Origin of the sequence: Bradyrhizobium sp. STM 3561 (assembly GCF_045571455.1) — a bacterium.
Lineage (GTDB): Bacteria > Pseudomonadota > Alphaproteobacteria > Rhizobiales > Xanthobacteraceae > Bradyrhizobium > Bradyrhizobium vignae.
The window spans coordinates 1,582,182-1,606,975 of the sequence record NZ_CP120695.1 but is presented as its reverse complement, the minus strand read 5'-3'; the positions used below and the strand labels follow the sequence as shown (position 1 = coordinate 1,606,975).

22 protein-coding genes are annotated in these 24,794 nt (G+C 63.9%); 8 read left to right on the top strand and 14 right to left on the bottom strand.

Features of this window, described 5'->3' with window-relative positions; translation table 11 throughout:
* The first annotated feature begins 1 nt into the window (after position 1).
* Together P6U28_RS07260 and P6U28_RS07255 are read left to right on the top strand one after the other, a co-directional pair.
* Complete coding sequence (locus P6U28_RS07260) at positions 2-916, top strand: SDR family NAD(P)-dependent oxidoreductase (RefSeq protein ID WP_122404241.1); 915 nt, start codon at positions 2-4, stop codon at positions 914-916.
* A gap of 116 nt (positions 917-1,032) precedes the next feature.
* A complete protein-coding gene (locus P6U28_RS07255; protein WP_209294349.1) occupies positions 1,033-2,145 on the top strand; it encodes an SMP-30/gluconolactonase/LRE family protein in 1,113 nt (370 codons plus the stop codon).
* A gap of 131 nt (positions 2,146-2,276) precedes the next feature.
* Here P6U28_RS07255 and ppc read toward each other — a convergent pair whose 3' ends face one another.
* The 8 genes from ppc to P6U28_RS07215 all read right to left on the bottom strand — a co-directional run bounded on the left by ppc (position 2,277) and on the right by P6U28_RS07215 (position 11,354).
* On the bottom strand, positions 2,277-5,075 hold the full coding sequence (gene ppc / locus P6U28_RS07250; RefSeq protein WP_122404243.1) for a phosphoenolpyruvate carboxylase: 2,799 nt from the start codon (positions 5,073-5,075) through the stop codon (positions 2,277-2,279).
* 567 nt (positions 5,076-5,642) lie between these two features.
* Positions 5,643-6,122, bottom strand: a complete 480-nt coding sequence (locus P6U28_RS07245; protein ID WP_122404244.1) for a hypothetical protein — start codon at positions 6,120-6,122, stop codon at positions 5,643-5,645.
* Positions 6,123-6,445: 323 nt separating this feature from the next.
* On the bottom strand, positions 6,446-6,895 hold the full coding sequence (locus tag P6U28_RS07240) for a hypothetical protein (protein ID WP_407122007.1): 450 nt from the start codon (positions 6,893-6,895) through the stop codon (positions 6,446-6,448).
* A 220-nt stretch (positions 6,896-7,115) separates the two neighbouring features.
* Positions 7,116-7,334 (bottom strand): hypothetical protein, encoded by a 219-nt coding sequence (locus tag P6U28_RS07235; RefSeq protein WP_129143533.1) that lies wholly within the window; start codon positions 7,332-7,334, stop codon positions 7,116-7,118.
* Positions 7,335-7,750: 416 nt separating this feature from the next.
* Positions 7,751-7,939: a hypothetical protein gene (locus P6U28_RS07230; protein WP_181956124.1), complete on the bottom strand. Its 189-nt coding sequence runs from the start codon at positions 7,937-7,939 to the stop codon at positions 7,751-7,753.
* A 310-nt stretch (positions 7,940-8,249) separates the two neighbouring features.
* Positions 8,250-8,654 carry a YccF domain-containing protein gene (locus tag P6U28_RS07225; protein WP_122404246.1) on the bottom strand — a complete coding sequence of 135 codons (405 nt, stop codon included), beginning with the start codon at positions 8,652-8,654 and terminating at the stop codon, positions 8,250-8,252.
* Positions 8,655-8,884: 230 nt separating this feature from the next.
* Positions 8,885-10,429, bottom strand: a complete 1,545-nt coding sequence (locus tag P6U28_RS07220) for an acyl-CoA synthetase (protein ID WP_122404247.1) — start codon at positions 10,427-10,429, stop codon at positions 8,885-8,887.
* A 115-nt stretch (positions 10,430-10,544) separates the two neighbouring features.
* Entirely contained in the window at positions 10,545-11,354 is an 810-nt protein-coding gene (locus tag P6U28_RS07215; protein ID WP_122404248.1) for a crotonase/enoyl-CoA hydratase family protein, read from the bottom strand.
* Positions 11,355-11,458: 104 nt separating this feature from the next.
* Here P6U28_RS07215 and P6U28_RS07210 point away from each other — a divergent pair, with 104 nt between their 5' ends.
* Both P6U28_RS07210 and P6U28_RS07205 read left to right on the top strand, forming a co-directional pair.
* Complete coding sequence (locus P6U28_RS07210; protein ID WP_122404249.1) at positions 11,459-12,331, top strand: SDR family oxidoreductase; 873 nt, start codon at positions 11,459-11,461, stop codon at positions 12,329-12,331.
* A gap of 277 nt (positions 12,332-12,608) precedes the next feature.
* A complete protein-coding gene (locus P6U28_RS07205; protein WP_122404250.1) occupies positions 12,609-14,186 on the top strand; it encodes a fatty acid--CoA ligase in 1,578 nt (525 codons plus the stop codon).
* A 75-nt stretch (positions 14,187-14,261) separates the two neighbouring features.
* Here P6U28_RS07205 and P6U28_RS07200 read toward each other — a convergent pair whose 3' ends face one another.
* Complete coding sequence (locus tag P6U28_RS07200) at positions 14,262-15,536, bottom strand: acyl-CoA dehydrogenase family protein (protein ID WP_122404251.1); 1,275 nt, start codon at positions 15,534-15,536, stop codon at positions 14,262-14,264.
* 211 nt (positions 15,537-15,747) lie between these two features.
* Between P6U28_RS07200 and P6U28_RS07195 the strand changes: the two genes are divergently transcribed.
* Positions 15,748-16,527 (top strand): enoyl-CoA hydratase-related protein, encoded by a 780-nt coding sequence (locus P6U28_RS07195; RefSeq protein WP_122404252.1) that lies wholly within the window; start codon positions 15,748-15,750, stop codon positions 16,525-16,527.
* A 161-nt stretch (positions 16,528-16,688) separates the two neighbouring features.
* On the opposite strand, the gene P6U28_RS07190 is transcribed toward P6U28_RS07195, so the two are convergent.
* From P6U28_RS07190 to P6U28_RS07180, 3 genes are read right to left on the bottom strand one after another with little or no spacing between them, the layout of a single operon-like run.
* Complete coding sequence (locus tag P6U28_RS07190) at positions 16,689-17,066, bottom strand: DUF6285 domain-containing protein (protein WP_122404253.1); 378 nt, start codon at positions 17,064-17,066, stop codon at positions 16,689-16,691.
* A gap of 3 nt (positions 17,067-17,069) precedes the next feature.
* Positions 17,070-18,056 (bottom strand): phosphotransferase family protein, encoded by a 987-nt coding sequence (locus P6U28_RS07185; protein WP_122404254.1) that lies wholly within the window; start codon positions 18,054-18,056, stop codon positions 17,070-17,072.
* A complete protein-coding gene (locus P6U28_RS07180; protein ID WP_100230120.1) occupies positions 18,053-18,841 on the bottom strand; it encodes an enoyl-CoA hydratase/isomerase in 789 nt (262 codons plus the stop codon). The genes P6U28_RS07185 and P6U28_RS07180 overlap by 4 nt, the downstream gene beginning before the upstream one ends.
* A 165-nt stretch (positions 18,842-19,006) precedes the next feature.
* Between P6U28_RS07180 and P6U28_RS07175 the strand changes: the two genes are divergently transcribed.
* The 3 genes from P6U28_RS07175 (at position 19,007) to P6U28_RS07165 (ending at position 21,850) form a co-directional block, all read left to right on the top strand.
* Positions 19,007-19,786, top strand: a complete 780-nt coding sequence (locus tag P6U28_RS07175; protein WP_129143541.1) for an SDR family NAD(P)-dependent oxidoreductase — start codon at positions 19,007-19,009, stop codon at positions 19,784-19,786.
* Between the two features lie 110 nt (positions 19,787-19,896).
* Positions 19,897-20,277 carry a VOC family protein gene (locus tag P6U28_RS07170; protein ID WP_122404256.1) on the top strand — a complete coding sequence of 127 codons (381 nt, stop codon included), beginning with the start codon at positions 19,897-19,899 and terminating at the stop codon, positions 20,275-20,277.
* A 295-nt stretch (positions 20,278-20,572) separates the two neighbouring features.
* The gene (locus P6U28_RS07165; protein WP_162500368.1) at positions 20,573-21,850 is read left to right on the top strand and encodes an acyl-CoA dehydrogenase family protein; all 1,278 of its coding nucleotides are present in this window, start codon (positions 20,573-20,575) and stop codon (positions 21,848-21,850) included.
* A gap of 114 nt (positions 21,851-21,964) precedes the next feature.
* Here P6U28_RS07165 and yghU read toward each other — a convergent pair whose 3' ends face one another.
* Together yghU and P6U28_RS07155 are read right to left on the bottom strand one after the other, a co-directional pair.
* Positions 21,965-22,837, bottom strand: coding sequence for a glutathione-dependent disulfide-bond oxidoreductase (gene yghU, locus P6U28_RS07160; RefSeq protein WP_122404258.1), 873 nt, complete (start codon positions 22,835-22,837; stop codon positions 21,965-21,967).
* A gap of 169 nt (positions 22,838-23,006) precedes the next feature.
* Entirely contained in the window at positions 23,007-24,662 is a 1,656-nt protein-coding gene (locus tag P6U28_RS07155; RefSeq protein WP_122404259.1) for an NAD(P)/FAD-dependent oxidoreductase, read from the bottom strand.
* Positions 24,663-24,794: the final 132 nt, after the last annotated feature.

Sequence of the window (24,794 nt, the reverse complement as noted above, 5' to 3'; positions counted from 1 at the left end):
CATGACGAAATCACTGCAAGACAAGGTCATCATCGTCACCGGCGCAGGCCGCGGCATCGGGCGCGAGATCGCGCTGCTGTGTGCTGCCGAAGGCGCCAAGGTCGTGGTTAACGATCCCGGCGGGGCCGCCGACGGCGCCGGCTCGAACGCCGCGCCCGCCGAGGAAGTGGTCGAGGAGATCAAGAAGCGCGGCGGCAGCGCGGTCGCCAATTTCGAAAGCGTCGCGGAAGCGATCCCCGCCAGCAAGATCGTGAAGACCGCGACCGATCATTTCGGCCGGCTCGACGGCGTCGTCAACAATGCCGGCATCCTGCGCGACATGATCTTCCACAAGATGAGCGTGGAAGCGTTCGAGGCCGTCATCAAGGTGCACCTGATGGGCTCGTTCTACGTCAGCCACGCTGCGGCGCGGATCTTCCGCGAGCAGGAGTCGGGCTCCTTCGTGCATTTCACCTCGACCTCCGGCCTGATCGGCAACTTTGGACAAGCGAATTACGCCGCGGCCAAGCTCGGCATCGTGGGGCTGTCGAAGTCGATCGCGCTCGACATGGGCCGCTTCAACGTCCGCTCCAACTGCGTCTCGCCATTCGCCTGGACGCGCATGATCGGCACCATCCCGACCGAGACCGAGGCGGAGAAGGCGCGGGTCGAGAAGATCAAGCAGATGGGACCGGAGAAGATCGCGCCGCTCTGCGGCTATCTGCTCGGCGATTCCGCCAAGGACGTCACCGGCCAGATCTTCGGCGTGCGCATGAACGAGATCTTCCTGTTCAGCCAGAACCGCCCGATCCGCTCGGTGCAGCGGAGCGAAGGCTGGACGCCGCAATCCATCGCGGAACACGGCATGCCGGCGCTGAAGGGCTCGTTCTACAAGCTCGACCGCTCCGCCGACATCTTTACTTGGGATCCCGTCTAGCCGCATTTCCGGCATTCCTGCCCTGCGATCTTCGGTTGTCTCGGCCGGAGATCGCCCCGGTTTACGCCTGAATGCGGGCGAATGGTGTCCTCCCAACGAAACTTTGGGAGGAAACCATGACAAGAATACTGACCAACCCCAACGACACAACGGCCAGCAGCGGTCTCGACCGCCGCACCCTGCTGCAAGGTGCGGCGACACTCGCTGCATCGACCTTGCTCGCCTCCAACGCCGACGCCCGCGACTTCGGGGCCAACGCCGAGCCGCAGCGCTATCCCGACCCAGACATCGTCGTCATCGACCCCAAACGCTTCAAGGCCAAGGTCGGCAACACCGCGATCAAGCGGCTCTATACCGGCTGCCTCTGGGCGGAGGGGCCGGCGTGGAACGCGCAAGGCCAATATCTCGTCTGGAGCGATATCCCGGCCAACCGGCAGCTGCGCTATCTCGACGACGACGGCCACATCTCCGAGCAGTTCCACAAGCCGTCGAACGAGGCCAACGGCAATTCATTCGACACCGAGGGACGTCAGATCAGTGCCGAGCGCACCCGCCTTGTCCGCTACGAGCATGACGGTTCGGTGACAGCGCTGGCCGAGCAGGCAAACGGCAAGCCGCTCAACGGCCCGAACGACATGGTCGTGCATCCCAACGACAAAGCAATCTGGTTCACCGATCCCGGCTACGGCGCGATCAGCATCTACGAGGGCAAGCTCGCCAACACAGGCTCGGTTCAGCCACACCAGAAGGAAGCCGTCTATCGCCTCGACACGCAAACTGGCCAACTGGCGAAAGTCGCGGACGAGCCGTTCAAGCCGAACGGCATCGCCTTCTCCCACGACTACAAGAAGCTCTATGTCTGCGACACCGGCATCACGCATTATCCGCAGGCCGAGAATGTGGTATGGTCCTACGACATCGACGGGACGAAGCTGTCGAACCCGAAGAAGCTGATCGACATGAAGCTCGAGGGCAAGTCGGGCTTCCCGGACGGATTGCGCGTCGACACCGAAGGCAACATCTGGGTCGGCGCGGGCTGGGTCGGGCCGGGCTACGACGGCGTGCAGGTGTTCGCGCCGAACGACGGCGCGCGCATCGGCCAGATCCTGCTGCCGGAGACCTGCGCCAATGTCTGCTTCGGCGGCAAGAAGCGCAACCGCCTGTTCATGACCGCGAGCCAGTCGCTCTATGCGGTCTATGTGGAGACGCAGGGGGCGCATTTCTGTTGAATGCCCGGCACTCTGTTCGTCATGCCCGGGCTTGACCCGGGCATCCATGCCTGTCCCGTGGTTGCAGAGGCACGTGGATGGCCGGGTCAAGCCCGGCCATGACGAGCGAGGGTGTGGCGGGCTGCCTCGCCCTACCCCGTATTCCGCAACCCCGCCGAGATTCCGTTGATCGTCAGCTGAATCCCGCGCAGCACCTGCTCGTCGGGATTCTGCGCGCGGTGCTCTTTCAAGAGCTCGACCTGCACGTGGTTGAGCGGATCGAGATAGGGGAAACGGTGCCGCACCGAGCGCTCCAGCAGCGGATTGCCTTGCAGCAAGCGGTCCTGCCCCATGATGTCGAGCAGCGTCTCGATGCAGGAATGCCACTCGCGGCGGATGCGGCCGAAGATCTTCTCGCGCAAGGCTTCGTCCGGCACGAGCTCGGCATAGCGCGAGGCGATCGCGATCGAGCTCTTCGCCAGCACCATGTCCATGTTCGAGAGCAGCATGCGGAAGAACGGCCATTCCGTGTAGAGTTCTTTCAGGAACGGCATGCCCTTGTCGGGATGCTCCGCAATCCACTGCTCCACGGCGCTGCCGAAGCCGTACCAGCCCGGCAGCATCAGGCGGCATTGCGCCCAGGAGAACACCCACGGGATCGCGCGCAGATCCTCGATCGCGCGGGTCTTCTTGCGCGAGGCCGGGCGGCTGCCGATGTTCAGCGTTGCGATCTCGTTGATGACCGTGGAAGCCCAGAAGTAATCGACAAAGCCCTCGGTCTCGTAGACGAGGCCGCGATAGGCCTTGAAGGCGAGGTTCGACAATTCATCCATCGCAGTCAGGTATTCGCGGCGAGGCGCGCTCTGGCGCGGATGCAGCAGACTTGCTTCGAGCGTTGCCGCGGCGAGGATCTCCAGATTGTTGCGTCCGACCTCGGCGTTGGAATATTTCGACGAGATGATTTCGCCCTGCTCGGTGATGCGGATCTGGCCGTTCACGGCGCCGCCCGGCTGCGCGATGATGGCGTCATAGCTCGGCCCACCGCCTCGGCCGACCGAGCCGCCGCGGCCATGGAAGAGACGCAGCCGCACATGATGGCGCTCGAATACCTCGACGAGGCCGATCTCGGCCTTGTAGAGCTCCCAGCCCGAAGTTACGAAGCCGCCGTCCTTGTTCGAGTCGGAATAGCCGAGCATCACCTCCTGCACGCTGCCGCGGCTGTCGACGAGGCGGCGGTAATCGTGCAGCGACAGCATGCGGTCCATGATGCCGCTCGAGGCCTGCAGATCCTCGATGGTCTCGAACAGCGGCACGATGTTGATGGCGCTGCGCCCTGAAGGATGGACCAGGCCCACTTCCTTCAGGAGCACGGCGACCTCGAGCATGTCGGACATGCCCTTGCACATCGAGATGATGCATTGGGGAATGGCATCCGAGCCGAATTTCGCATGCGCTTCCGCGGCGGCATGGAAGACGTTGAGCTCGCCCATGGTCTCGTCGCTGTACTTGACGAAGGGCGACACCAGCGCGCGCGTCGAGCGCAATTCATTGGTGAGCAGCGAGATGCGCGCGTCCTCGCCGAGCGCGAGATAGGACATGCCGGGGTTGGCGGCGTCCATCAGCTCGGCAATGGTGCGCTCGTGCACTGCCGAGTTCTGGCGGATGTCGAGCCGCGCCAGATGGAAGCCGAAGCAGTCCACCGCGCGCCGCAAATGCCGCAACCGGCCGCGGGCGATAACGCGCGCGTTGTTGGAGATCAGCGAGCGATGCAGCACGTCGAGATCGGCCTGCAGCTCCCTGACACTCTCGTATGGCGCCGCTTTGCCGACCGGCCGGCGCGTGATCTCGACCTCGAGCTTTTCGGCCGTCGCGGTCAGGCGCGCATAGATGCCGGAAACCGCAAGGCGATAAGGCTCGCCGCTCCGGTGCGGCGAGGTGTCCGGCGAGCGCTCCGCCAAGGTGCGCAGCTCCTCGGAGACGTCGGCGAGATGCGCCGCGATCGACAGCTCCGAGCCGAGCACGTGCAACTCGTTCAGATAGAACTGCATCACCCGGCTCGACTGCAGCCGCAGCGTGCCGCGCATCACGTCGGCGGTGACGAAGGGATTGCCGTCGCGGTCGCCGCCGATCCAGCTGCCCATGCGCAGGAACGAGGCGAGCTCGCTCGCAGCCTGTTCGCCGCGCTCGTCCAGCCGGTCCTCCAGCGCGTTGATCAGGCGTGGCACCTCGCGCAGGAAAGTGTAGTCGTAGAACGACAGGCCGTTGGCGACCTCATCGAGCACGGTGAGCTTGGTCCGGCGCAAGAGATTGGTCTGCCACAGCGTCAGCACCTCGCGGCGGAGCTGCTCGTCGCTGGCGTCGGCCTCCTCCGCTGTCATGGCGACCCGCTCGCGGCGGTCGAGCAGGGCTGCGATCTCCATCTCGCGGTCCATGGTGCTCTTGCGGCGGACCTCAGTCGGGTGCGCGGTCAGCACCGGGCTGACCAGCGCGGTCTTGAAGAAGTTGCGCAGCTGGTCAGGGCCGATGCCGGCGTCCCTGGCATGGGCGAGCGTTTCCGCCAGCACGCCGGAGCCGCCACTCCTGGCGGCGCTGCGCGCGCGCATCTGGCGAATGTTGTTCTGGTCCTCGGCGATGTTGGCAAGGTGCGAGAAATAGCTGAAGGCACGGACGATCCGCACCGTCTCGGAGATCGACATGCTATCGAGAATCTGCTCGAGCTCGCGGCGGGCGAGCCGGTCCTCATCGCGGTGAAAACGGATCGAGGTCTGCCTGATACGCTCGACCAGGTCGAATACGTCGGCCCCTTCCTGGTCGCGGACGGTGTCGCCGAGGATGCGCCCGAGCAGGCGGATGTCGTCCCGCAGCCGCGCATCGGCCTCCATCGCCTGGACGTCCTCAGGGCGATTGGGGCGATGCTCAGTGGGGTCGGATGGTACGGTCTGGAGGGACATGGCTCGCTCCCCTTCAAGCGCTCTCTTGAAGAGCTGGCTCGGCTCCCCGGTCGGGAGGAGTGTGCGCTATTTTTCTACCGCAGTGCAAGGTGAAGTTGGGGGCGGTGCACACTGCCGGCGAGGCTCGCGTCCCGGACGCGCTGCAACGCCCTTGGCGTTGCGGGCGTTGCGGCGCAGAGCCGGGACCAGGAGCCGAAGAGCACATCGCCGCATTCTGGGCCCCGGCTCTGCAGTGCATCACGCCGCACCGGACGATGCCTTGCATCGCCGGGGGCGCGCTGCGCTGCGTCCGGGGCACAAGAAAACAATCAGTCTTTCAACAAGCATGTCTTCGCGGTCTCGCGGCGCGCTCCGCCCGAGCTCTGCTGACCGTTTCGCCCTCATCGAGAAGAAAGGGCGCAGGGAAGGCCGGGCGCCGGCTGGCACCCAGGGTCCGCACGCGAGAAACGCACGCGTGTTGACCACAGGTGATGCCGGGCTCCCGGCCTTCCCTGCGCAATGGTTTTACGGCTTATGGCGCGCTCTTTTCCCTGCACGTGGTGTACTGACAAAGCGAGGGTCTCGGCTTCACGAGGGTCTTCGGAGCTGTCGCGAGAGAGCGATCTCGGCCTCCGCCTCCTTGATTGTGTCGAGAACGTTTTTCACGGAGGCTTCCAGATTGGATACGAGATCTGGATCGGCCTCGATCCGCGGTGGACAAAGTAAGTAGACGGGGCGAGCATCGCCAACTTGTGCTTCGGAGCGACGCGTCGCAGCATAGGCTAACACGCGTTGGGCATACCTATGGCGAATGAGCAATGGGACAAAACCAAGTGCCACGAGTGCCATCATCATGACCAGCCCTTCGAGTGACCTCGTTATCGACGCGTCGTGATGTTCGATGATGGATGGCGGGCTGACTTGAGCGACATCCGCGTCTACGAGTGCCGTGCCGATCGTTTCCTCGCTTTTGCGCTCGATCGCGGGTGGCGATGTGACCTTAACTACATCCGCCGGGACATCTACCGGCGCCGCGCCAGTCCTTTGCTCTTCCTGACGCTCGATCACGGATGGCGGCGCTGCCTGAACTTCGACCCGCGAGCGATTTACCGGTCCGCTGGCAGCTGTCGCATCATCGCGCCCTCGGCGATGGGCGTCCACTGAGGTTCGCGCCCCGAACGATTGCACAGATTTCTGGTCCGACGATATCTTCCGCATTTCGTGCGGCTTGATCCTTGTTCGCTGAGCCTTGTGAAGCCTGTGGAGATCAGATGAGGGCGCTGCGTACCTCCACATATCCCACCGCAGCCGGGGCGCGCGTTCGCGGAACCCATAAAAAAAAGTATCGCCACGAACCCAACCACCGCGAGGCCAAGCATTGCTTCTTTGGATCATCTGCATGTTCGTGCCCAGCCGGCTCGAGTAGGGCAAGCTGGATGCACCAGCATAATCATGGCCCCCGCCATAACCGCCACCGGCACCGCCGTTCGCGGATCCAGCACCACCAGCGTCACCCCCACCACCGCTGCCGGCACCACCAGCGCTTCCTGCACCACCGCCGCCAGCTCCAGCACCTCCCGCGCCACCGGCACCACTGCCGCCAGCTCCAGCGCCTCCCGCGCCACCGGCACCACTGCCGCCAGCTCCGGCGCCACCGGCACCACCGCTGCCAGCTCCACCTCCAGCTCCAGCGCCACCGGCACCACCGCCGCCGCCGCCACCACCGCTGCCGCCACCACCACCGCTGCCGCCACCACCACCGCTGCCGCCACCACCACCGCTGCCGCCACCACCACCGCTGCCGCCACCACCACCACCGCCGCCACCACCACCACCGCCACCACCGCTCCCGTGGCCAAAGGCCTGGGTGATGACCGGCGGGTTAATCAAGGTGATCAACAACGCTGCTATGACAGTAGACTTGATCACCGATCTGAGCATATCTGCCTCCAATGGCGCCCTATTTCTTTGGCGCGGCAGCACTCTTCAGAGGCCCAGAAGCGGAACGGGGCCGAGTTCATCAAGCTAGCGGTGCTTGCTGTTGCCCGACCTAGCTTTTCATCAGGTGAAACTCGGGTCGAGCTTCTGCTCAGCCTCAAGCACTCGTTCGCGAAGCGCTTCCAGTTCGGCGAGCTGAGAAGCGAGCGCTTCGAAACGGTGACGAAGAAGAGCGGCAGCGGCATCCACCCAGGGATTGCCCGCCGGCACCTTGGCCGACTTGAGAAGATCGGCCCGGGCCAGGGCCGCCGGGGAAGTCTGGAGATGATGGAGACCACTCATGGCCGGTCCTCCGCGTGGCGACGTACCGAGGGTTCGAACCTCCGAAGGTTCTCCACCGATTTCGTCGCGAGAAGAGATGAGCAGTAAGGCCGCGCCCCGGTCGGCGACCCTCAGCTAATCTTCACCGCGTTTGTGATGATAGTGTTTATGGGCCCCCGCGCCCTCCCCGCCACACGCCGCGACCGAGTTTGATCTCGAAAGCAGCATGGTTACGGCAGGAGGAGTTACGGCCGCGAATTTTCCGCAGGTCTCCAAAAACTCGCGCCGGTATTTGTGTTCGGATGAGGACATCGAGCCCCTCACGGTTGCTGCAATTAAACCCCCATCGAGCTCCGAATTAATTAAATTACGTTAATTCATTTCAATCACTAAATATAACAGAACCCCGGTTCCCGCCAGAAACCGGCTTTCGCATTCTAGTGCTTCGCCGGGGAGTTCTTTGCCGGTTCGTTCGGGTTTGCTTTTGCTCCTTGGCCGAGCTGATCGAGCCGCTTTTCGAGTTCGCGCTTTTCCGCAAGGAGCCTCGCAGCGAGGATCTGATCGACCTCAGTGTGAAGCGCCCACAACTCATCGATGGACATCGCGTCAAGGTCTTCTCGATCCATGCCAGCCAGCTCCATTCCGATAGAACGAGCTTGGGCCACCAGGGCACGTGCGCCCGCAACGCCCTGCCCCAAAAGCTTGCTCGGGTATCGTGGCACTTTATACGATTTAATGTCTTCAATATTAAATTAGGTTAAATCAAAGTGGTTAACTTTCTTCCTGTCATGTACGTGAGATGCGCGAGACGAGCAGCCCGAAAACGACGTGTCGGACGGACAGGCGACGACCGGCATGGGTCCACAAGCCGTCAATGATGGCCAAACCGCGCGACTTCCGCTCTGCCGTCGAAAGCCGACGTTCACGGTCACGGGCCTATGCCGGCACGATCACCTTGCCGATCGGCCAGAGCGCGATGCCTGCAAGCTTCAGATGGGCCCAGGCGAAGGGGATGCCGATGATCGTGACAGCGAGCACCAGTGCGGTCACGAGGTGGCCGAGCGCCAGCCACCAGCCGGCCAGCATGAACCAGATGATGTTGCCGATCACCCCGAGCGGGCCGGTGCCGATATCCTCGACACCCGTGACCTCGTAGCGGCTGACCGCCTTTGAACCGAACGGCAGCAGCGTGTAGACCGCGATGTTGAAGGCCGCCCGCGCCCAGGGCAGGCCGATGATGGTGATGGCCATGATGATCGCGGCGATCAGCCAGCCAAACGCCATCCAGGCGCCTCCGATGAGGATCCAGACGATGTTGAGGAGGATGGAGACGGGGGTCATGACATGATCCGGAGGTGGATGACGCCATCTATATAGGATCGAAATCTGTCCCTGCTAAGACGCTTCAATGCCCGCAAGACGTAGATCCGGATGGAGCGAAGTCTCGTAGGCAAAGGGGCCCTTGCGACGTGCCCACGATCTGTCTCCGTCAGCGAATTTGGTGGGCACGCGCGTCCGCCTTCGCTCTTCGAGCGACGGCGGACGCGCGTGCCCACCCTTACGGCATCACCTCAGATCTTCCGTCCCGCCCGCTCCCAATAGGGATCGCGCAGGCGGCGCTTGAAGATCTTGCCGGAGTCTTCGCGCGGCAGCTCGGTGCGGATCTCGATGTGCTTGGGCACCTTGTAGTCGGCGAGATGCGCCTTCAGCGCGGCGCGAACCTCGGCTTCATCGAGCGTGACGCCGGCTTGCGGCTCGACCACCGCCATCAGCGCCTCGCCGAATTCGGCGTCGGGGATGCCGAACACCGCGCAATCATGCACGCCTGATACCGCGTGCAGCACGGACTCGATCTCCGCCGGATAGATGTTGACGCCGCCCGAGATCACCATGTCGCGCTTGCGGTCGCAGATGAAGACGTAGCCGTCTTCGTCGATATAGCCGACATCGCCGGAGGTGATGAAGCCGTCGCGGTCGATCTCGGCGCGCTTCTCCGGCTTGTTGTGATAGGTGAAGTCGGCCAGCTCCGCCATGCGGGAATAGATCTCGCCGATCTCACCCACGCCGAGCACGCGGCCGTCCTCGCCGATGAAGCGGAGCTCGGCGCCGGGCGATATCTTGCCGACCGTGCCGGGCTTCTTCAGCGCGTCCTCGGAGGTCGCAAACGTCACGGCACTGGACTCGGTCGAGCCGTAGAATTCGTAGATCACCGGTCCCCACCACTCGATCATGGCCCGCTTGACGTCGGCCGGGCACGGCGCGGCGGCATGGATGACGTGGCGCAGCGACGAGACGTCGTACTTGTTGCGGACTGCCTCCGGCAGTTTCATCAGGCGGATGAACATGGTCGGCACCATGAAGATGGTGTCGATTTTGTATCGCTCGATCGCTTGCAGAAATTCTTCCGCCTCGAACCGCGGCATCAGCACCAGTACCCCGCCAAGCTTGCCGGCGCGGATGCCGAACGAGTTCGGCGCGGAATGATAGAGCGGGCCCGGCAGCAGCGCGCGGGCCCCGGGCTTCAGTCCATAGATCATCGCGCGCATGCGCTCGCCGGCGGCCTGCTGCTCCGGCGTCGGCGCCTTCCGCCGGACGCCCTTGGGATGGCCTGTCGTGCCCGAGGTGTAGATCATGTTCATGGGCTGCGGCACGACCGGGCCGTCATAGGGCTGCTGCTGCGCGAGCCAGGATTCGAAATCGATCGCGAAGCTAGGCGTCGCCAGATGAGCCGGATCGATCTTGTAGTTGGAGCGGATCTCCGGCGGCGTCGGCACGCTGAGCACGGTGACGCCGCGCGGGATCGCATCGCGCAGCGCGTGCAGCATGTCGGCGTGCCCGATCAGCACGGACGTGCCGGTGTCGTTCAAGATGTAATTGATCTCCTCCGGCTTGAAGTGCCAGTTGATCGGCACGCCGTAGGCGCCCAGGCGCATCGCGGCGTAGGCGGCTTCGAGGAAGGCGATGTCGTTGCGCATCAGCATGCAGACGCAATCGCCTTGCTTGACGCCGATTTTGGCAAGGCCGCTCGCGATGCGGTCGGCGCGATCGGCGACTTCGGCATGGGAACGGCGGCGGTCGCCGGAGACGATGCCGAGGAATGGGGACGTTTCGCTCATTTTGTTTTTCTTTGTTGTTGTGTTGGTCATTCCGGGGCGGCTCGGAGAGCCGAACTCTGGTGCGCAATTGCGCACCCGAGGTCTGGTCCTTCGGACCATCCCGGAACGACAAGGGCTAATCCGCGAACTTCGGCGCACGCTTTTCCAGGTTGGCGCGCACCGCTTCGGTCTGGTTGGGGCTGCCGATCAGCTTCTGCTGCTCGACGGACTCGGCGAGCAGCGCCGGGCCCGGATCGACCAAGAGATTGTTCAGCAACCGCTTGGCCGCACGGATCGCATCGGGGCTCTTGCCGGCGATCTCGCGCGCGGTCTCCAGCGCCGCGGCGCGCGGGTCATCGCAGATGCGCGTGGCGAGCCCATACGTCATCGCCTCCTGGGCGGAGAAGATGCGGCCCGTGTAGGTGAGGTCGCGCAAGACGTCGTCGCGCACCAGTGAGGCCAGGATCGGCGTGCCCGCCATGTCAGGGACGAGACCCCATTTGATCTCCATGATCGACATCCGCGCATCGGGCGCCAGGAAGCGCATGTCGGCGCCGAGCGAGAGCTGGAAGCCGCCGCCGAAGGCAACGCCGTGCACCGCCGCGATGACCGGCACCGGAAGCTGGCGCCAACCCCACACTGCCTGCTGCGGAAAATTCGCCTTGCCATGCGTGCGCACCGTGAGATCCCGATTTTCGCCACCCGGAATTCCATCGCCGCCTTTCTCCTTCATGGCGGCGAAACGCCCCATGTCGAGCCCGGCGCAGAAGGCGCGGCCTTCACCTGAGAGCACGACGACGCGGACACTTTTTTCCCTGGAAAGTCGGTCGGTTGCGGCAACGAGGGCCTCGAACATCGGCTGATCCAGCGCATTCATCTTGTCGCTGCGCACCAGTCGCACGTCGGCGACGCCTTCCGAGATCGAGATCGAGACGCGATCTTCCATGGACGAATTCTCCCTGTTCTTGTTCAGTGCCGCTTTACAGGACGCTGGAGGCCGGATTTAGTCAATCGACCAATTAACTGACAATCCCTACGGGGGAAACAGCCATGTTCAAGGAAAATCTTCTGGCCGGCCGGCGCATTCTCGTGACCGGCGGCGGCACCGGTCTCGGCAAGTCGATGGCGGCGCGCTTCCTCCAGCTCGGCGCCGAGGTGCACATCTGCGGCCGACGCAAGATCGTGTGCGACGAGACCGCGACCGAGCTGATGGATCTCTATGGCGGCCGCGTCACCAGCCACGGCGTCGACATCCGCAATGCGCTCGCGGTCGAGGAGATGATCGAGACCATCTTCCGCGATGGCCCCCTCACCGACCTCATCAACAACGCCGCCGGCAACTTCATCTCCCGCACCGAGGAGCTCTCGCCGCGCGGGTTCGACGCGGTCGCCAATATCGTCATGCACGGCACGTTCTATGTGACGCATGCGGTCGGCAAGCGCTGGATCGCCTTGAAGCAGCCGGGCAACGTCGTGTCGATCACCGTGACCTGGGTGCGCAACGGCTCGCCTTATGTGGTGCCGTCAGCGATGAGCAAGTCGGCGATCCACGCCATGACGATGTCGCTGGCGACCGAATGGGGCCGCTACGGCATCCGCCTCAACACGATTGCCCCCGGCGAGATCCCGACCGAGGGCATGAGCAAACGCATCAAGCCGGGTGACGAGGCCGGCGCGCGCACCAAGGCGATGAACCCGATGGGCCGCGTCGGCACCATGGAGGAATTGCAGAACCTCGCGGTGTTCCTGATCTCAGGCGGCTGCAACTGGATCAACGGCGAGACCATCGCCATGGACGGCGCCCAGGCGCTGGCCATGGGCGGCAATTTCTACCAGCTGCGCGACTGGAGCGACGAGGACTGGAAGACCGCGCGCGAGAGCATCATGGCGCAGAACGAAAAGGACCGGGCGAAGCGGGGCTAGTTGTGTCGCCCGAATGAAGGCGTGAGGAGCTGACGCCCCCTCACGCCACCCTCACCTGTCATCCCCGCGAACGCAGGGACCCATAACCACAGAAGTTAGCTTGGCGAAGATTGGCAATGACCAGTCTTCGCCAAATTGCGTTTAGGGGCTATGGCTCCCGGATTGCGCTCCGCTTCGCTGCGCTTGTCCGGGACGACCGCGGGGCTCCCCACCTTGTCTTCACCCACAGATGCCGCCAAACTCCCCCGCAATAAAAACAAAACGTCACGGGAGAAACATGTCCACACAGAAACTGGCTGACCTCGCCGACATGGTGCGTGAGCGCGCCAACAGCCGCGGCGATGCCATCGCCTACGAGTTCGAGGGCCGCCTCACCAGCTTTGCCGAGTTCGACATCAAAACGAACAAGGTTGCCAACGCGCTGATTGCAATGGGCTTGAAGAAGGGTGATCGCGTCGCCTATCTCGGCAAGAACAGCGATCTCTATTTCGAGCTGCTGTTGGGCGCGATCAAGGCCGGTGTGGTGATGGCGCCGGTGAACTGGCGGCTCGCGGGGCCCGAGGTCGCTTTCATCGTTTCGGATTGCAAGGCGCCAGTGCTGTTCGTCGGGCCGGAGTTCATCACACAGGTTCGCCAGATCAGGGATCAGATACCGGGCGTGCGCACCGTCATCACCACCGAGGGCGGCGCGCCGGAGTGGCGGGATTTTACGGCGTGGCGCGATGCACAGAGCGGCGACGATCCAAAAGTGCCGATCGACACGAAGGACATCGCGATCCAGCTCTACACCTCGGGCACCACAGGCAAGCCGAAAGGCGCGATGCTGAGCCACGCGAACTTCCTCAACCTCATGCAGACAGGCAATGCCGAGGACAAGCCGGAGTGGAACCGGTGGTCGACCGACGACGTCTCGCTGGTAGCGATGCCGATCTTCCACATCGGCGGCTCAGGCTGGGGCGTGATGGGGCTCTATCACGGCGCCCGCGGCGTGATCGCGCGCGAGTTCGACCCCACCAAGGTTTTGGATTTCTTCGAGCAGTCGGGCATCACAAAACTGTTCATGGTGCCGGCGGCGATGCAGTTCGTGGTGCGGCAGCCGCGGGCCAAGACGATGGACTTCTCGCGGCTGAAATACATGCTGTACGGCGCCTCGCCGATCCCGGCGGCGCTGCTGAAGGAGTGCATCGAGGTGTTCAAATGCGACTTCGTGCAGCTGTACGGCATGACCGAGACGACCGGCACCATCGTCGCGCTGCCGCCTGAGGACCATGTCGAGGGGCTGGAGCGGATGCGCTCGGCCGGCAAGGCCCTGCCGGGCGTCGAGATCGCGATTCTGGACGCCGACGGCAAGCCGCTGCCGCCGCGCCAGGTCGGCGAGATCGCGACGCGCTCGGGCTCCAATATGGTCGGCTACTGGAATTTGCCGGAGGCCACCGCTGCGACGCTGCGCAGTGACGGGTGGTTGCGCACGGGCGATGCCGGCTACATGGACGAGGACGGCTACCTCTACATCCACGACCGCATCAAGGACATGATCATCTCCGGCGGCGAGAACATCTACCCCGCCGAGGTCGAGAGCGCGCTGTGCGATCATCCTGATATCGCGGAAGCTGCCGTGATCGGCGTGCCCGACGACAAATGGGGCGAAGCGGTGAAGGCCGTCGTGGTGATGAAGCCCGGCAAACAGGCGACTGCCACCGACATCATCAATTTCACCCGGACGCGCATCGCCGGCTACAAGACGCCGAAGAGCGTTGAGTTCCTGCCGGCGCTGCCGCGCAATCCGAGCGGCAAGATTTTGCGGCGGCAGTTGCGCGAGCCGTATTGGGCGGGGAAGGATCGACGGGTGAATTAGCCCCGCTGCGAGCGAAGCAATCCCAAGTCCCTCCGAGGCAACATTTCTGGATGCTTCGCTGCGCTCGCAATGACGCTAATGCTTCCCCGGCCCCATATAGCCGAACAAGAAACCCGCCACTTTCCGCATCTGGATCTCCTCGCTGCCCTCGGTGATGCGATAGCGGCGGTGATGGCGGTAGACGTGCTCGAACGGCTTGTGGCGTGAGTAGCCCATGCCGCCATGGACCTGCATCGCCCGGTCGGCGGATTCGCAGCAGAGGCGGTTTGCCCAGTAGTTGCACATCGAGACGCGGTCGGAGAGCGTGCGCTCGATCTGCTCCTCGGTGAGCTGGTCCATCTCCCAAGCGGTCTTGCGGATCAACAGGCGCAGCATCTCGGCTTGGGTGGCGAGCTCGACCAACGGGAACTGGATCGCCTGGTTTTCCGCGAGCGCCTTGCCGAACGGTTTTCGTTCTCGGGCGTATTTCACACTCTCGTTGATGCAGTAGACGGCCGCTCCCAGCGAGCTCGCGGCCTGGCGGATGCGGTTCTGGTGCACGAAACATTGCGCCAAGGAGAGGCCGCGGCCGACCTCGCCGAACAGCGCATCCTCGGGCACGAACACATCGGTGAAACTGACGCGCGGATGGTCGGTCGGCATGTTGAAGGTCCACATGTATTCCTCGACCTTCACACCGGGGCTCTTGGCCGGCACCAGGAAGCAGGTGATGCCGCGGGCATCGCCGTCATTGCCGCCGGTGCGCGCGAACAGCGCACAATGGGTGGCGACGTGCATGCCGGTGGTCCACATCTTCTCGCCGTTGATGATCCAGCCCTTGACGTTGTCGCGCGTGGCCGGCACCGCGCGCGTCTCCATGTGGGTGGCGTCCGAGCCGTGATGCGGCTCGGTGAGGCCAAAGGTGATGCGGTACTTGCCCCTGATCGAACCGTCGATCATCGCCTTCTGGTCGTCGCGGCCGTAACGGTCGAGCATGGTGACGACGGGGAAGTTACCGACGATCGAGTGCTCGTTCTGGAGATCGTTGTGCAGGCCGAGGCCCTTTGCGGCAAAATGCTCGCGGATCACGGCCATCCAGAGGTTGGAGCCGTCCTTCCCACCATATTGCTTCGGCACCGGGAACCGCAGATGGCCGGCGGCGTCGGCGAGATCCTTGGCCTTGCGCAGCAGCGCTTCCCATTCATGCCGCGGCAGACCGCCATTCTCGAAATCCGTGCGCGCCCATTCGCGGCGATGATCGAAAAAGCGGATGTTGTCCTCGGCCTTCTCCAGCGGCTTGATCTCGCGTTCGATGAAACGGTCGAGCTCTCCGAGATAAGCGACGAGATCGGCAGGCAATGAGAAATCCACGGTTCTCTCCCGGATTGATTTTCGTTTTGCGTTGAGGCGCTAGGCGCGTCTTTGCTTCGCATGATTAAGGTGAGAAGAGCCTCGCCAAGTCAAGCGAGCCGAGACGTGCCGGCGGCGCAAGGCGCACCTACGCAATTCGATGGTGCTCGAGCGGCGACGCGCGCTAGTATGACGCCGATATTCCTTCACAAGAAAATGCGGGAGCCGCGCGATGGAGCTGAACTTTTCCAAGGTGGAACGCAAGGGACCGATCACGATCGTGACGCTGTCGCGGCCCGAGGTCTACAACGCGCTGCATACCGATGCGCATTTCGAGCTGCAAAAAGTGTTCGACGATTTCTCCGCCGATCCCGAGCAGTGGATCGCGATCGTCACGGGCAGCGGCGACAAGGCGTTCTGCGCCGGCAACGATCTGAAATGGCAGGCCGCCGGCGGCAAGCGCGGCTGGGACAAGGGCGGCTTTGCCGGCCTCACCTCGCGCTTCGACTGCGACAAGCCGATCATCGCCGCAGTGAACGGCGTTGCCATGGGCGGCGGTTTCGAGATCGCACTGGCCTGCGACCTCATCATCGCCGCGGAGAACGCAACCTTCGCGCTGCCCGAGCCGCGCGTCGGCCTCGCCGCACTCGCCGGCGGCCTGCACCGTCTGCCGCGGCAGATCGGCCTCAAGCGCGCCATGGGCATGATCCTCACCGCGCGCCATGTCAGCGCAAAGGAAGGTCTTGAGCTCGGCTTCGTCAATGAGGTGGTGCCACAGGGCGAGGCGCTCAACGCCGCGCTGCGCTGGGCCGAGATGATCGCCAAGAACTCGCCGATGTCGATCCGGGCCTCGAAGCAGGCCATCCAGCGTGGGCTTGGCGTGTCGCTGGAGCAGGCGATCGCCGAGCAGCGGGAGTATCCGGCGGTCAAGGCAATGGTGGCCTCGCAGGACTATATCGAGGGTCCGAAAGCGTTTGCGGAGAAGCGGCCGCCGAAATGGGTCGGGAAGTAGCGGCTCCGCTCCTCACGATGAGACGCCCGACACCATCTGTGTCATGCCCCGGCTTGACCGGGGCATCCAGTGCGCCGCGGCTTCTCCGTATCTCGCTGCGGTCTCTGGAATACTGGATCGCCGGCCCTCGCGGGCGATGACGGCGGAGGTTGAGGCGCCGCCTACCCGCCTCGAGACAGCTCCCGCTTGTAGGACGCATAATTCGGCTGATCGACGGCGAGCTTGTCCATCGTGGTCGCCCACAGATGCTCGGCGAGACCGGGCGTTGTCAGATCAACCTCGCCTTGGGCGATGCGCTCGGCGAGCGCGCGGTTGAGCTCGGTGACCGAGCCGTCGATGCCAAGCAGCGTACGCAGGCGCTCCACCTCCGCAGCGTCGCTCTCCTTCTCCCGCGTCAGCTGCCGCGTGACGAGCTCGAGGATGTTGATGGCGACGCGCAGCTTGAAGGCCTGGTGGCCGGAAATCAGCGGCGTGATGTCGCTCCGGAGGAAATCGGCGACTGCTTTCGTCAGCTCGATGGGCGTCGGTTCATCCTGCATGCGTCAGCTCCCGCGCGGCGCCAAGAGCCGCAACAGATCGATCTCGGTCTCCGAGGCGCGGCGGCCGATCATGGCGCGCTCCATGGAATGGTCCGGCCCTTCGCGAAACCGTTGCATCATGCCGCCGCACATGATGCCCCAGCGCAGCGTCCCCATCACTTCCCAGAATTTTACGCGCGCCGGATCGACCTTGCGGCCTGCGGCCTCATAGCCCGCGAACAATTCCTCGCGCGTGCCAAACCCACCGACCGGCTTGTCGATCTCGCCAAAGCGCCAGGAATTGACGCAGACCCAGCCGAGATCCTCCATGGGATCGCCGAGATGAGCGAGCTCCCAGTCGAGCACCGCGCGAACGCCGTCCGAGCCGATGATGAGATTGCCGTTGCGGAAATCGCCGTGCACCAGCGTGGTCTCGGCCGCGGGACCGGGATCGTGGTCGCGCAGCCAGCGCAGTGCCAGCTCGAACACGGGCTTGGGCCAGTTCAGGCTACGATAGTCGCGCTCGAACTCGCCGATCTCCTGTGTCGCCCCCCGGCTGCGCAGCGCAGGCAATTCGTCTTGCGGCAGCCTGTGGAGGCCAGCGAGAATGCCGCCGATCTGCCGCGCGAGAAGCGGCCGCGCCGCCGCGTACTCCTCATCGCGAAGAATCTTGCGCGCGATGGTCTCGCCCTCGACACGCTGCATGATGAAGCCGGTGCCGAGCTCGTCCTCCGGCGTGAGCACATGCATCACGCGCGGGGACGGCACGCCGGCCTCATAGGCGAGCTGCATCAGCTGCGCTTCAGCACCAAGGCCCGCTGCACGCGTCGGTGCGGCGCCATAGCCCTTCGGCGAGCGGCGCAGGATCGCACCGATCGGACCATCGGGATGCACGATGTCGAAGCGCCAGGTCTCCTGGCTCGCGCCGCCGGACAGTTTTGCGGCGCCTGTGACGCCGGTCGCGCCCGGGCACCAGCGCGCGACGCTGCGCGAGAGCTCCGCCTCGATCATTTGCCCTTGAACTGCGCGGGACGCTTCTCCAGGAACGCGCCGACGCCCTCGCGGAAATCCTGGGTGTCGCCGGCGCGGAGCTGGCACTGGAATTCGAGATTGAGCTGATCCTCGAATGAGTTTTCCGGGCTGTCCCAATAGAGCTTGCGGATCAGTGACAGCGCGACCGTGGGGCCGCTGGCGAGTTCGCGTGCGAGCTTCATCGCCTCCTCCATCAGCACGCCGTCGTCATAGACGCGGTTGACGAGGCCCCACTCCAGCGCCTTCTCGGCCGGCAGCCGCTCGCCCATCAGCGACAATTCGATCGAGCGCGCGCGGCCGACGAGACGCGGCAGGAGCCAGGTCGAGCCGCAGTCCGGCACGAGGCCGATGCGGCGGAAGGCTTGCAGGAAGTAGGAGGAACGCGCGCACAAAATCATGTCGCCGAGCAGCGCGAAACTCATGCCGGCGCCGGCAGCCGGGCCGTTGACCGCGGTGACGATCGGGCAGTGCAGGTTGCGGATGCGGCGCAGGAAGGGGTGAAAACCCGTCTCGAGCGTCAGGCCGGCCTTGGTCTTCTTCGACTGGTTGTTGCGGCCTTGAAGATTCGCGCCGGTGCAGAACGCGCGGCCCGCGCCGGTCAAGACGACGCAGCGCACCTCGTCCTTCTTCTCTTCGATCGCGTCGAGCGCTTCGGCGAGACCTCCCAGCATATCCACGGAGACCGCGTTCATCACCTCCTGATGGTCGAGCTTGAGGATCGCGACCGAGCCATCGAAATCGAGCGTGACGTGTTTGAACTGCATTGTTTCCTCGTCAGTTGCGGCCGCGATGTTTCGCAGACCGGAATTAGTTTTTGCCGGAGTGCATATTTGATTTTTGTCGCGGTCTTGTCCATGGTGATCAGAGCATAGCAAGCAATCTTGCGCGCAGCGGCTGACGGGCCGCAGACCAAAAAAAGGAAACGCGCCATGACCATTTTCGACCTCTCCGGCCGCGTCGCCGTGATCACCGGCGGCAACGGCGGCATCGGGCTCGGCATCGCGCAGGCGCTTGCGGCCCAGGGTTGCAACGTCTCGATCTGGGGCCGCAATCCCGACAAGAACAAGAGTGCCGCCGCGAGCCTGGCCGACCTTGCCGGCAAGGTCGACACCCGCGTCTGCGACGTCACCGATCCGGCCTCGGTCAATGCGGCGATGAAGGCGACGCTCGACACCTACGGCCGCGTCGACGGCTGCTTCGCCAATGCTGGCATCGGTGGCGGCGGCCGGCGCGCCTTCATCGAGCGCACCGAGGAGGAATGGCGCACGATGTTCGCGACCAATCTCGATGGCGTGTTCCACGCGTTCCAGGCCGCGGCGAAACACATGACCGATCGCGCCAATGCAGGCGATCCCTTCGGCCGGCTGGTCGCGACCTCGAGCCTCGCCTCGATCTTCGGCACGGCGCGCAACGAGCATTATGCCGCGACCAAGGCCGCCATCAACGCGCTGGTGCGCGCACTCGGGGTCGAGCTGGCGCGTTACGGCGTCACCGCCAATGCGATCCTGCCAGGCTGGATCAAGAGTGACATGACCGCAGGGCTCATGGCCAACGACAAGTTCGTCGCCAACGTGATGCCGCGGATTCCGATGCGGCGCTTCGGCGAAGCCTCCGATTTCGGCGGCATCGCGGTGTATCTGATGAGCAAGGCGTCGTCGTATCACACGGCGGATACGTTCGTGATCGACGGCGGCTATACGGCGTTTTGATTTTCGTAGCCCGGATGGAGCGCAGCGCAATCCGGGACCGGCGTAACCGTGAGGCAAGACCCGGATTTCGCTGCGCTCCATCCGGGCTACAACACTGAGGGAATGGGCAAATGTTCTCGCACATCATGGTCGGCACCAACGACCTCGACAAAGCCAAGGCGTTCTACGACCAACTGCTGGGCACGCTCGAGGTGCGGCCAGCCAAGGTCGACGGCCATCGCATTTTCTATATCACCAAGACCGGCGTGTTCTCGGTGTCGAAGCCGATCAATGGCGAGCCAGCGACCTGCGCCAACGGCGGCACCATCGGCTTTGCCGCCAATTCGCCTGAGCAGGTCGACAGATGGCACGCCGCGGGCGTCGCCGCTGGTGGAACGCCGATCGAAAATCCGCCCGGCATCCGGGAGGGCTCCGGAGTGAAGCTCTATCTCGCTTACTTGCGCGACCTCGACGGCAACAAGATCTGCGCGATGCATCGGATGGCGAACTGATCGCTCAGGATGCCGTCATTCCCCGCGGAGGCGGGGAATCCAGTACGCCGCAGCTTCTCGGTTCAATCGCTGCCGTTTCGGAGTACTGGATCGCCCGATCAAGTCGGGCGATGACAGCGGAGAGTGAGGCGCGGACCTGCCGCTTCCCTACGCCGCCCCATTCAAACAACATTTCAAACGTCCTCGCGATATTCCATCGCATGGCATGGCTTGCGCGCAAAATGCGCGCTCGCACTTTGGCAGCGCTGCGACTATTCTTGCGCCCAGAACGATCTCAGCGTCCCCGGGAGGAACAATGACAAAACACACCTACATTCCCCGCACCACCAATTACACGCTCAATCCCGGCGACGAACTCAACGACCTCAGGATGTCGGACCAGGTCCGGCCGCTCTATGACCACGTCAAGAAGTTCATCCGCGACACCGTCGAGCCGATGTCGATCGAGTTCGCCAAGGCGGGCGAAGGCAAGGAGGATCGCTGGAGTTTTACGCCGAAGCAGCTCGAGGTGCTGGAGAAGGCCAAGAACAAGGCCAAGCAGGAAGGCCTCTGGAACTTCTTCCTGCCCGATGACGAGACCGGCCAGGGCTTGAAGAATCTCGATTACGCCTACATTGCCGCCGAGCTCGGCAAGAGCCCGCTGGCATCGGAGACCATGAACTGCTCGGCGCCCGACACCGGCAACATGGAGGTGCTGGAGCGCGTCGGCACCGAGGAGCAGAAGGAGAAGTGGCTGAAGCCGCTGCTCAACGGCGAAATCCGCTCGGCCTATGTCATGACCGAGCCGAACGTCGCTTCCTCCGACGCCAAGAACATCTCGACCACCGCGAAGCTCGTCGGCGACGAATGGGTCATCAACGGCGAGAAGTACTACATCTCGGGTCTCGGCGATCCCCGCTGCAAGATCCTCATCGTGATGGTGAAGACCAATCCGGACGCGCCGCCGAGCAAGCAGCAGTCGCAGATCCTGGTGCCGCGCGACACGCCCGGCGTCGAGGTGCTCGGCCCCATGTACGTGTTCGGCCAGGATCATGCCCCGCGCGGCCACATGCACATGCGCTTCAACAATGTGCGCGTCCCGAAGGAGAACATCCTGCTCGGCGAAGGCCGCGGCTTCGAGATCTCGCAGCTCCGCCTCGGCCCGGGACGTATCCATCACTGCATGCGCACCATCGGCAAGGCCGAGAAGGCGCTCGACCTCATGGTGCAGCGAGGCCTCACCCGCGAAGCCTTCGGCAAGAAGATCGCCCATCTCGGCGGCAACATGCAGATCATCGCGCAGGCGCGCTGCGAGATCGAGGCGATGCGGCTGATGGTGCTGAAGGCGGCGAAGGCGATGGACGTGCTCGGCAACAAGGAGGCTCGCGTCTGGGTCTCCATGGTCAAGGCCATGGTGCCGGAGCGCGCCTGCAAGATCATCGACCAGGCGATCCAGATGCACGGCGCCACCGGCATCTCGCACTGGACCCCGCTCGCGGAGATGTACCAGGACGTGCGGCACCTGCGCTTCGCCGACGGTCCGGACGAGGTGCACTGGATGGTGGTCGGACGCCACGAGCTGAGCATGGCGTGAGTCACGAGGTGCCGTAGAGTGGGCAAAGGCGCGCTCTTCGCGCCGTGCCCACCACCGTGACCTCGCAAGAAGTGGTGGGCACGCTTTCGCTTTGCCCACCTTACACCGTTCGAACTACATCGCGGGCGCGAGCTTGTCCTGCGTCTTGGTCTCGAAATCGGATGCGTCGTGACGCTCATGGAGCTGGCTGGCGGGGTCGCCGGAGATGCGGTTGACCATGCGGCCGCGCTTCACCGCCGGACGCTTGGCGATCTGGTCGGTCCAGCGCTGCACGTTCTTGTAGTCCTGTACCGAGAGGAATTCGCCGGCGCCATAGACCAGCCCCTTGGCGAGCGCGCCATACCAGGGCCACACCGCCATGTCGGCGATGGTGTACTCCTTGCCCGCGAGATATTCGTTGTCGGCAAGGCGCCGGTCGAGCACGTCGAGCTGGCGCTTGGTTTCCATCGCGAAACGGTCGATGGCATATTCGATCTTGGTCGGCGCATAGGCGTAGAAATGGCCGAAACCGCCGCCGAGATAGGGCGCGCTGCCCATCTGCCAGAACAGCCAGGACATCGCCTCGGCGCGGGTCTTGATGTCCTTCGGCAGGAAGGCGCCGAACTTCTCGGCGAGGTAGAGGAGGATCGAGCCGGACTCGAACACACGGATCGGCTCGGGGCCGGAACGATCCATCAGCGCTGGAATCTTGGAATTCGGATTGATGTCGACGAAGCCGCTGCCGAACTGTTCGCCGTTGCCGATCCTGATCAGCCAAGCGTCGTACTCGGCCCCCTTGTGGCCGAGCGCCAGGAGTTCCTCCAGCATCACGGTCACCTTCACCCCGTTCGGCGTCGCCAGCGAATAGAGCTGGAGGGGATGCTTGCCGACCGGCAGCTCCTTGTCATGGGTGGGGCCGGCAATGGGGCGGTTGATGTTGGCGAACTGCCCGCCATTCTCCTTGTTCCAGGTCCAGACTTTGGGCGGCACGTAAGGGGTGTCAGTCATGCAAGGGCTCCGGCGGAAAGATGCGCCTGCATTAATTAGCCCGCGAACGGCCGATGACAAGGGCGCCGAAATGCATTGTCGGATGGGCCAACTCCACGTTTTGTCATGGCACCCCTCCCCCATCTCATTTCGGGGCACCCGCAGGGCGAGCCCGGAATGACGGCGCCACCTAGGACGCCGCGGCTTGCGGCTGCTCCTCGTGCTTCATCACAAATCCTTCATATCCCTTCGCGGCGACCTCCTCGCAGATCCGCCGGTAAACGCCGACGCCGCCGATATAGGGCATGAAGATGCGCGGCTTGCCGGGGACGTTGGCCCCCATGTACCAGGAATTGGCCTGCGGATAGAGCGTGCCGTGGGCGATCTCGTTGACATGCGCCACCCATCTCTCCTCGGCTTCCCTGCCCGCCTCCATCGTCGCGAGGCGCTGCTTGCGCATGTGGACGAGGCCGTCTGCGATCCAGTCGACATGCTGCTCGATCGACACGATCATGTTCGACAGGACCGAGGGGCTGCCCGGGCCAGTGATGATGAAGAGGTTCGGAAAGCCCGCGCTCATCAGGCCGAGATAGGTCTTTGGACCTCCCGCCCATTTCTGCTTCAGCGTCTGCCCGCCACGACCCAAAATGTCGATCCTGGCGACGGAGCCGGTCATCGCGTCGAACCCCGTCGCAAGCACCAGCGCATCGACCTCGTGGTCCTTCCCCGCGACGCGCACGGCGTTTGCGGTGATCTCTTGAATCGGATTGATCTTGATGTCGACCAGCGAGACGTTGGAACGGTTGAAGGTTGCGAAATAGTCGGTGTCGACGCAGATGCGCTTGGTGCCGATCGGATGGCTGTTCGGCTGAAGCAGCTTTGCGGTCTCAGGGTCCTTCACGATCTCGGCGATCTTGCCGCGCACGAAATCCGCCGCGGTGTCGTTCGCGGCCCGGTCGAGGGCGAGATTGTTATAGGCGTACATGAAGGTGAGCCCGCCGCGCTCCCAGCGCGCCGAATACTTTGCGCGCCTGACATCGTCGTCGTCATCGAGCGCGCCACGATCCGGCTGCGCGGCATAGATGCCATTGCGGGCGACCACGCGGGCGAAGCGACGGATTTCGGGATAGTTCCTGCGGAACGCGCTGCGTTCCTCAGCGGTCAGCGCGGCGTTGCGGGCCGGAACGGAGAAATTGGCTGTACGCTGGAACACGGTGAGATGCTTCGCCTGCTCGGCGATGACGGGTGCCGACTGGATGCCCGATGATCCCGTGCCGATCAGGCCGACGCGCAGGCCCGTGAAGTCGACCTCTTCATGCGGCCAGTTGCCGGTGTGGTAGACGGGCCCCTTGAAATCTTCGAGCCCCCTGATGTCGGGCTTGCGTGCATTCGAAAGGCAGCCCGTGGCAAGCACGACGAACTGCGCTTGAACGGTCTTTCCGTCGGAGATCGTCACCGACCAGCGCTCCGCGCGTTCGTCGAACACAGCGCGCTCGACCCGGGTGTTGAACTGGATGTCGCGACGCAGATCGAAGCGATCGGCGACGTGATTGGCGTATTTCAGGATCTCCGGTTGCGGCGCGTAGCGTTCGCTCCAGTCCCATTCCTGCTGGAGCTCTTCGGAGAACGAGTAGGAATATTGCATGCTCTCGACGTCGCAGCGCGCGCCGGGATAGCGGTTCCAATACCAGGTGCCGCCGACGCCGCCGCCCTGCTCGTATATGCGTGCGGAGAAGCCGAGCCCGCGCAAGCGATGCAGCATGTACATGCCGGCAAAGCCGGCGCCGACGACGACCACATCGTAGGCCTCGGCGGCGCGGGCGGGGTTCGATTGCGCTGACGACATTGATTGGCGCTCCCTGATTTTTCTGTTGTTGTACGCCAGCATTTGCTTTCGTCCTCGAAAGCGCAAGAGGCAAATCGGCAGGCTCTGGGCTGCTTATTTTGTAGAGCGGAATGGCTCATCCGCTTCGTGGCG

What these genes read in the sequence shown, in the direction of transcription:
- P6U28_RS07260 (WP_122404241.1), top strand. Translation starts at nt 2, where the DNA reads ATGACGAAATCACTGCAAGACAAGGTCATCATCGTCACCGGCGCAGGC.
- P6U28_RS07255 (WP_209294349.1), top strand. Translation starts at nt 1,033, where the DNA reads ATGACAAGAATACTGACCAACCCCAACGACACAACGGCCAGCAGCGGT.
- ppc (WP_122404243.1), bottom strand. Translation starts at nt 5,075, where the DNA reads ATGTCCCTCCAGACCGTACCATCCGACCCCACTGAGCATCGCCCCAAT.
- P6U28_RS07235 (WP_129143533.1), bottom strand. Translation starts at nt 7,334, where the DNA reads ATGAGTGGTCTCCATCATCTCCAGACTTCCCCGGCGGCCCTGGCCCGG.
- P6U28_RS07230 (WP_181956124.1), bottom strand. Translation starts at nt 7,939, where the DNA reads ATGGATCGAGAAGACCTTGACGCGATGTCCATCGATGAGTTGTGGGCG.
- P6U28_RS07225 (WP_122404246.1), bottom strand. Translation starts at nt 8,654, where the DNA reads ATGACCCCCGTCTCCATCCTCCTCAACATCGTCTGGATCCTCATCGGA.
- P6U28_RS07220 (WP_122404247.1), bottom strand. Translation starts at nt 10,429, where the DNA reads ATGAGCGAAACGTCCCCATTCCTCGGCATCGTCTCCGGCGACCGCCGC.
- P6U28_RS07215 (WP_122404248.1), bottom strand. Translation starts at nt 11,354, where the DNA reads ATGGAAGATCGCGTCTCGATCTCGATCTCGGAAGGCGTCGCCGACGTG.
- P6U28_RS07210 (WP_122404249.1), top strand. Translation starts at nt 11,459, where the DNA reads ATGTTCAAGGAAAATCTTCTGGCCGGCCGGCGCATTCTCGTGACCGGC.
- P6U28_RS07205 (WP_122404250.1), top strand. Translation starts at nt 12,609, where the DNA reads ATGTCCACACAGAAACTGGCTGACCTCGCCGACATGGTGCGTGAGCGC.
- P6U28_RS07195 (WP_122404252.1), top strand. Translation starts at nt 15,748, where the DNA reads ATGGAGCTGAACTTTTCCAAGGTGGAACGCAAGGGACCGATCACGATC.
- P6U28_RS07190 (WP_122404253.1), bottom strand. Translation starts at nt 17,066, where the DNA reads ATGCAGGATGAACCGACGCCCATCGAGCTGACGAAAGCAGTCGCCGAT.
- P6U28_RS07185 (WP_122404254.1), bottom strand. Translation starts at nt 18,056, where the DNA reads ATGATCGAGGCGGAGCTCTCGCGCAGCGTCGCGCGCTGGTGCCCGGGC.
- P6U28_RS07180 (WP_100230120.1), bottom strand. Translation starts at nt 18,841, where the DNA reads ATGCAGTTCAAACACGTCACGCTCGATTTCGATGGCTCGGTCGCGATC.
- P6U28_RS07175 (WP_129143541.1), top strand. Translation starts at nt 19,007, where the DNA reads ATGACCATTTTCGACCTCTCCGGCCGCGTCGCCGTGATCACCGGCGGC.
- P6U28_RS07170 (WP_122404256.1), top strand. Translation starts at nt 19,897, where the DNA reads ATGTTCTCGCACATCATGGTCGGCACCAACGACCTCGACAAAGCCAAG.
- P6U28_RS07165 (WP_162500368.1), top strand. Translation starts at nt 20,573, where the DNA reads ATGACAAAACACACCTACATTCCCCGCACCACCAATTACACGCTCAAT.
- yghU (WP_122404258.1), bottom strand. Translation starts at nt 22,837, where the DNA reads ATGACTGACACCCCTTACGTGCCGCCCAAAGTCTGGACCTGGAACAAG.
- P6U28_RS07155 (WP_122404259.1), bottom strand. Translation starts at nt 24,662, where the DNA reads ATGTCGTCAGCGCAATCGAACCCCGCCCGCGCCGCCGAGGCCTACGAT.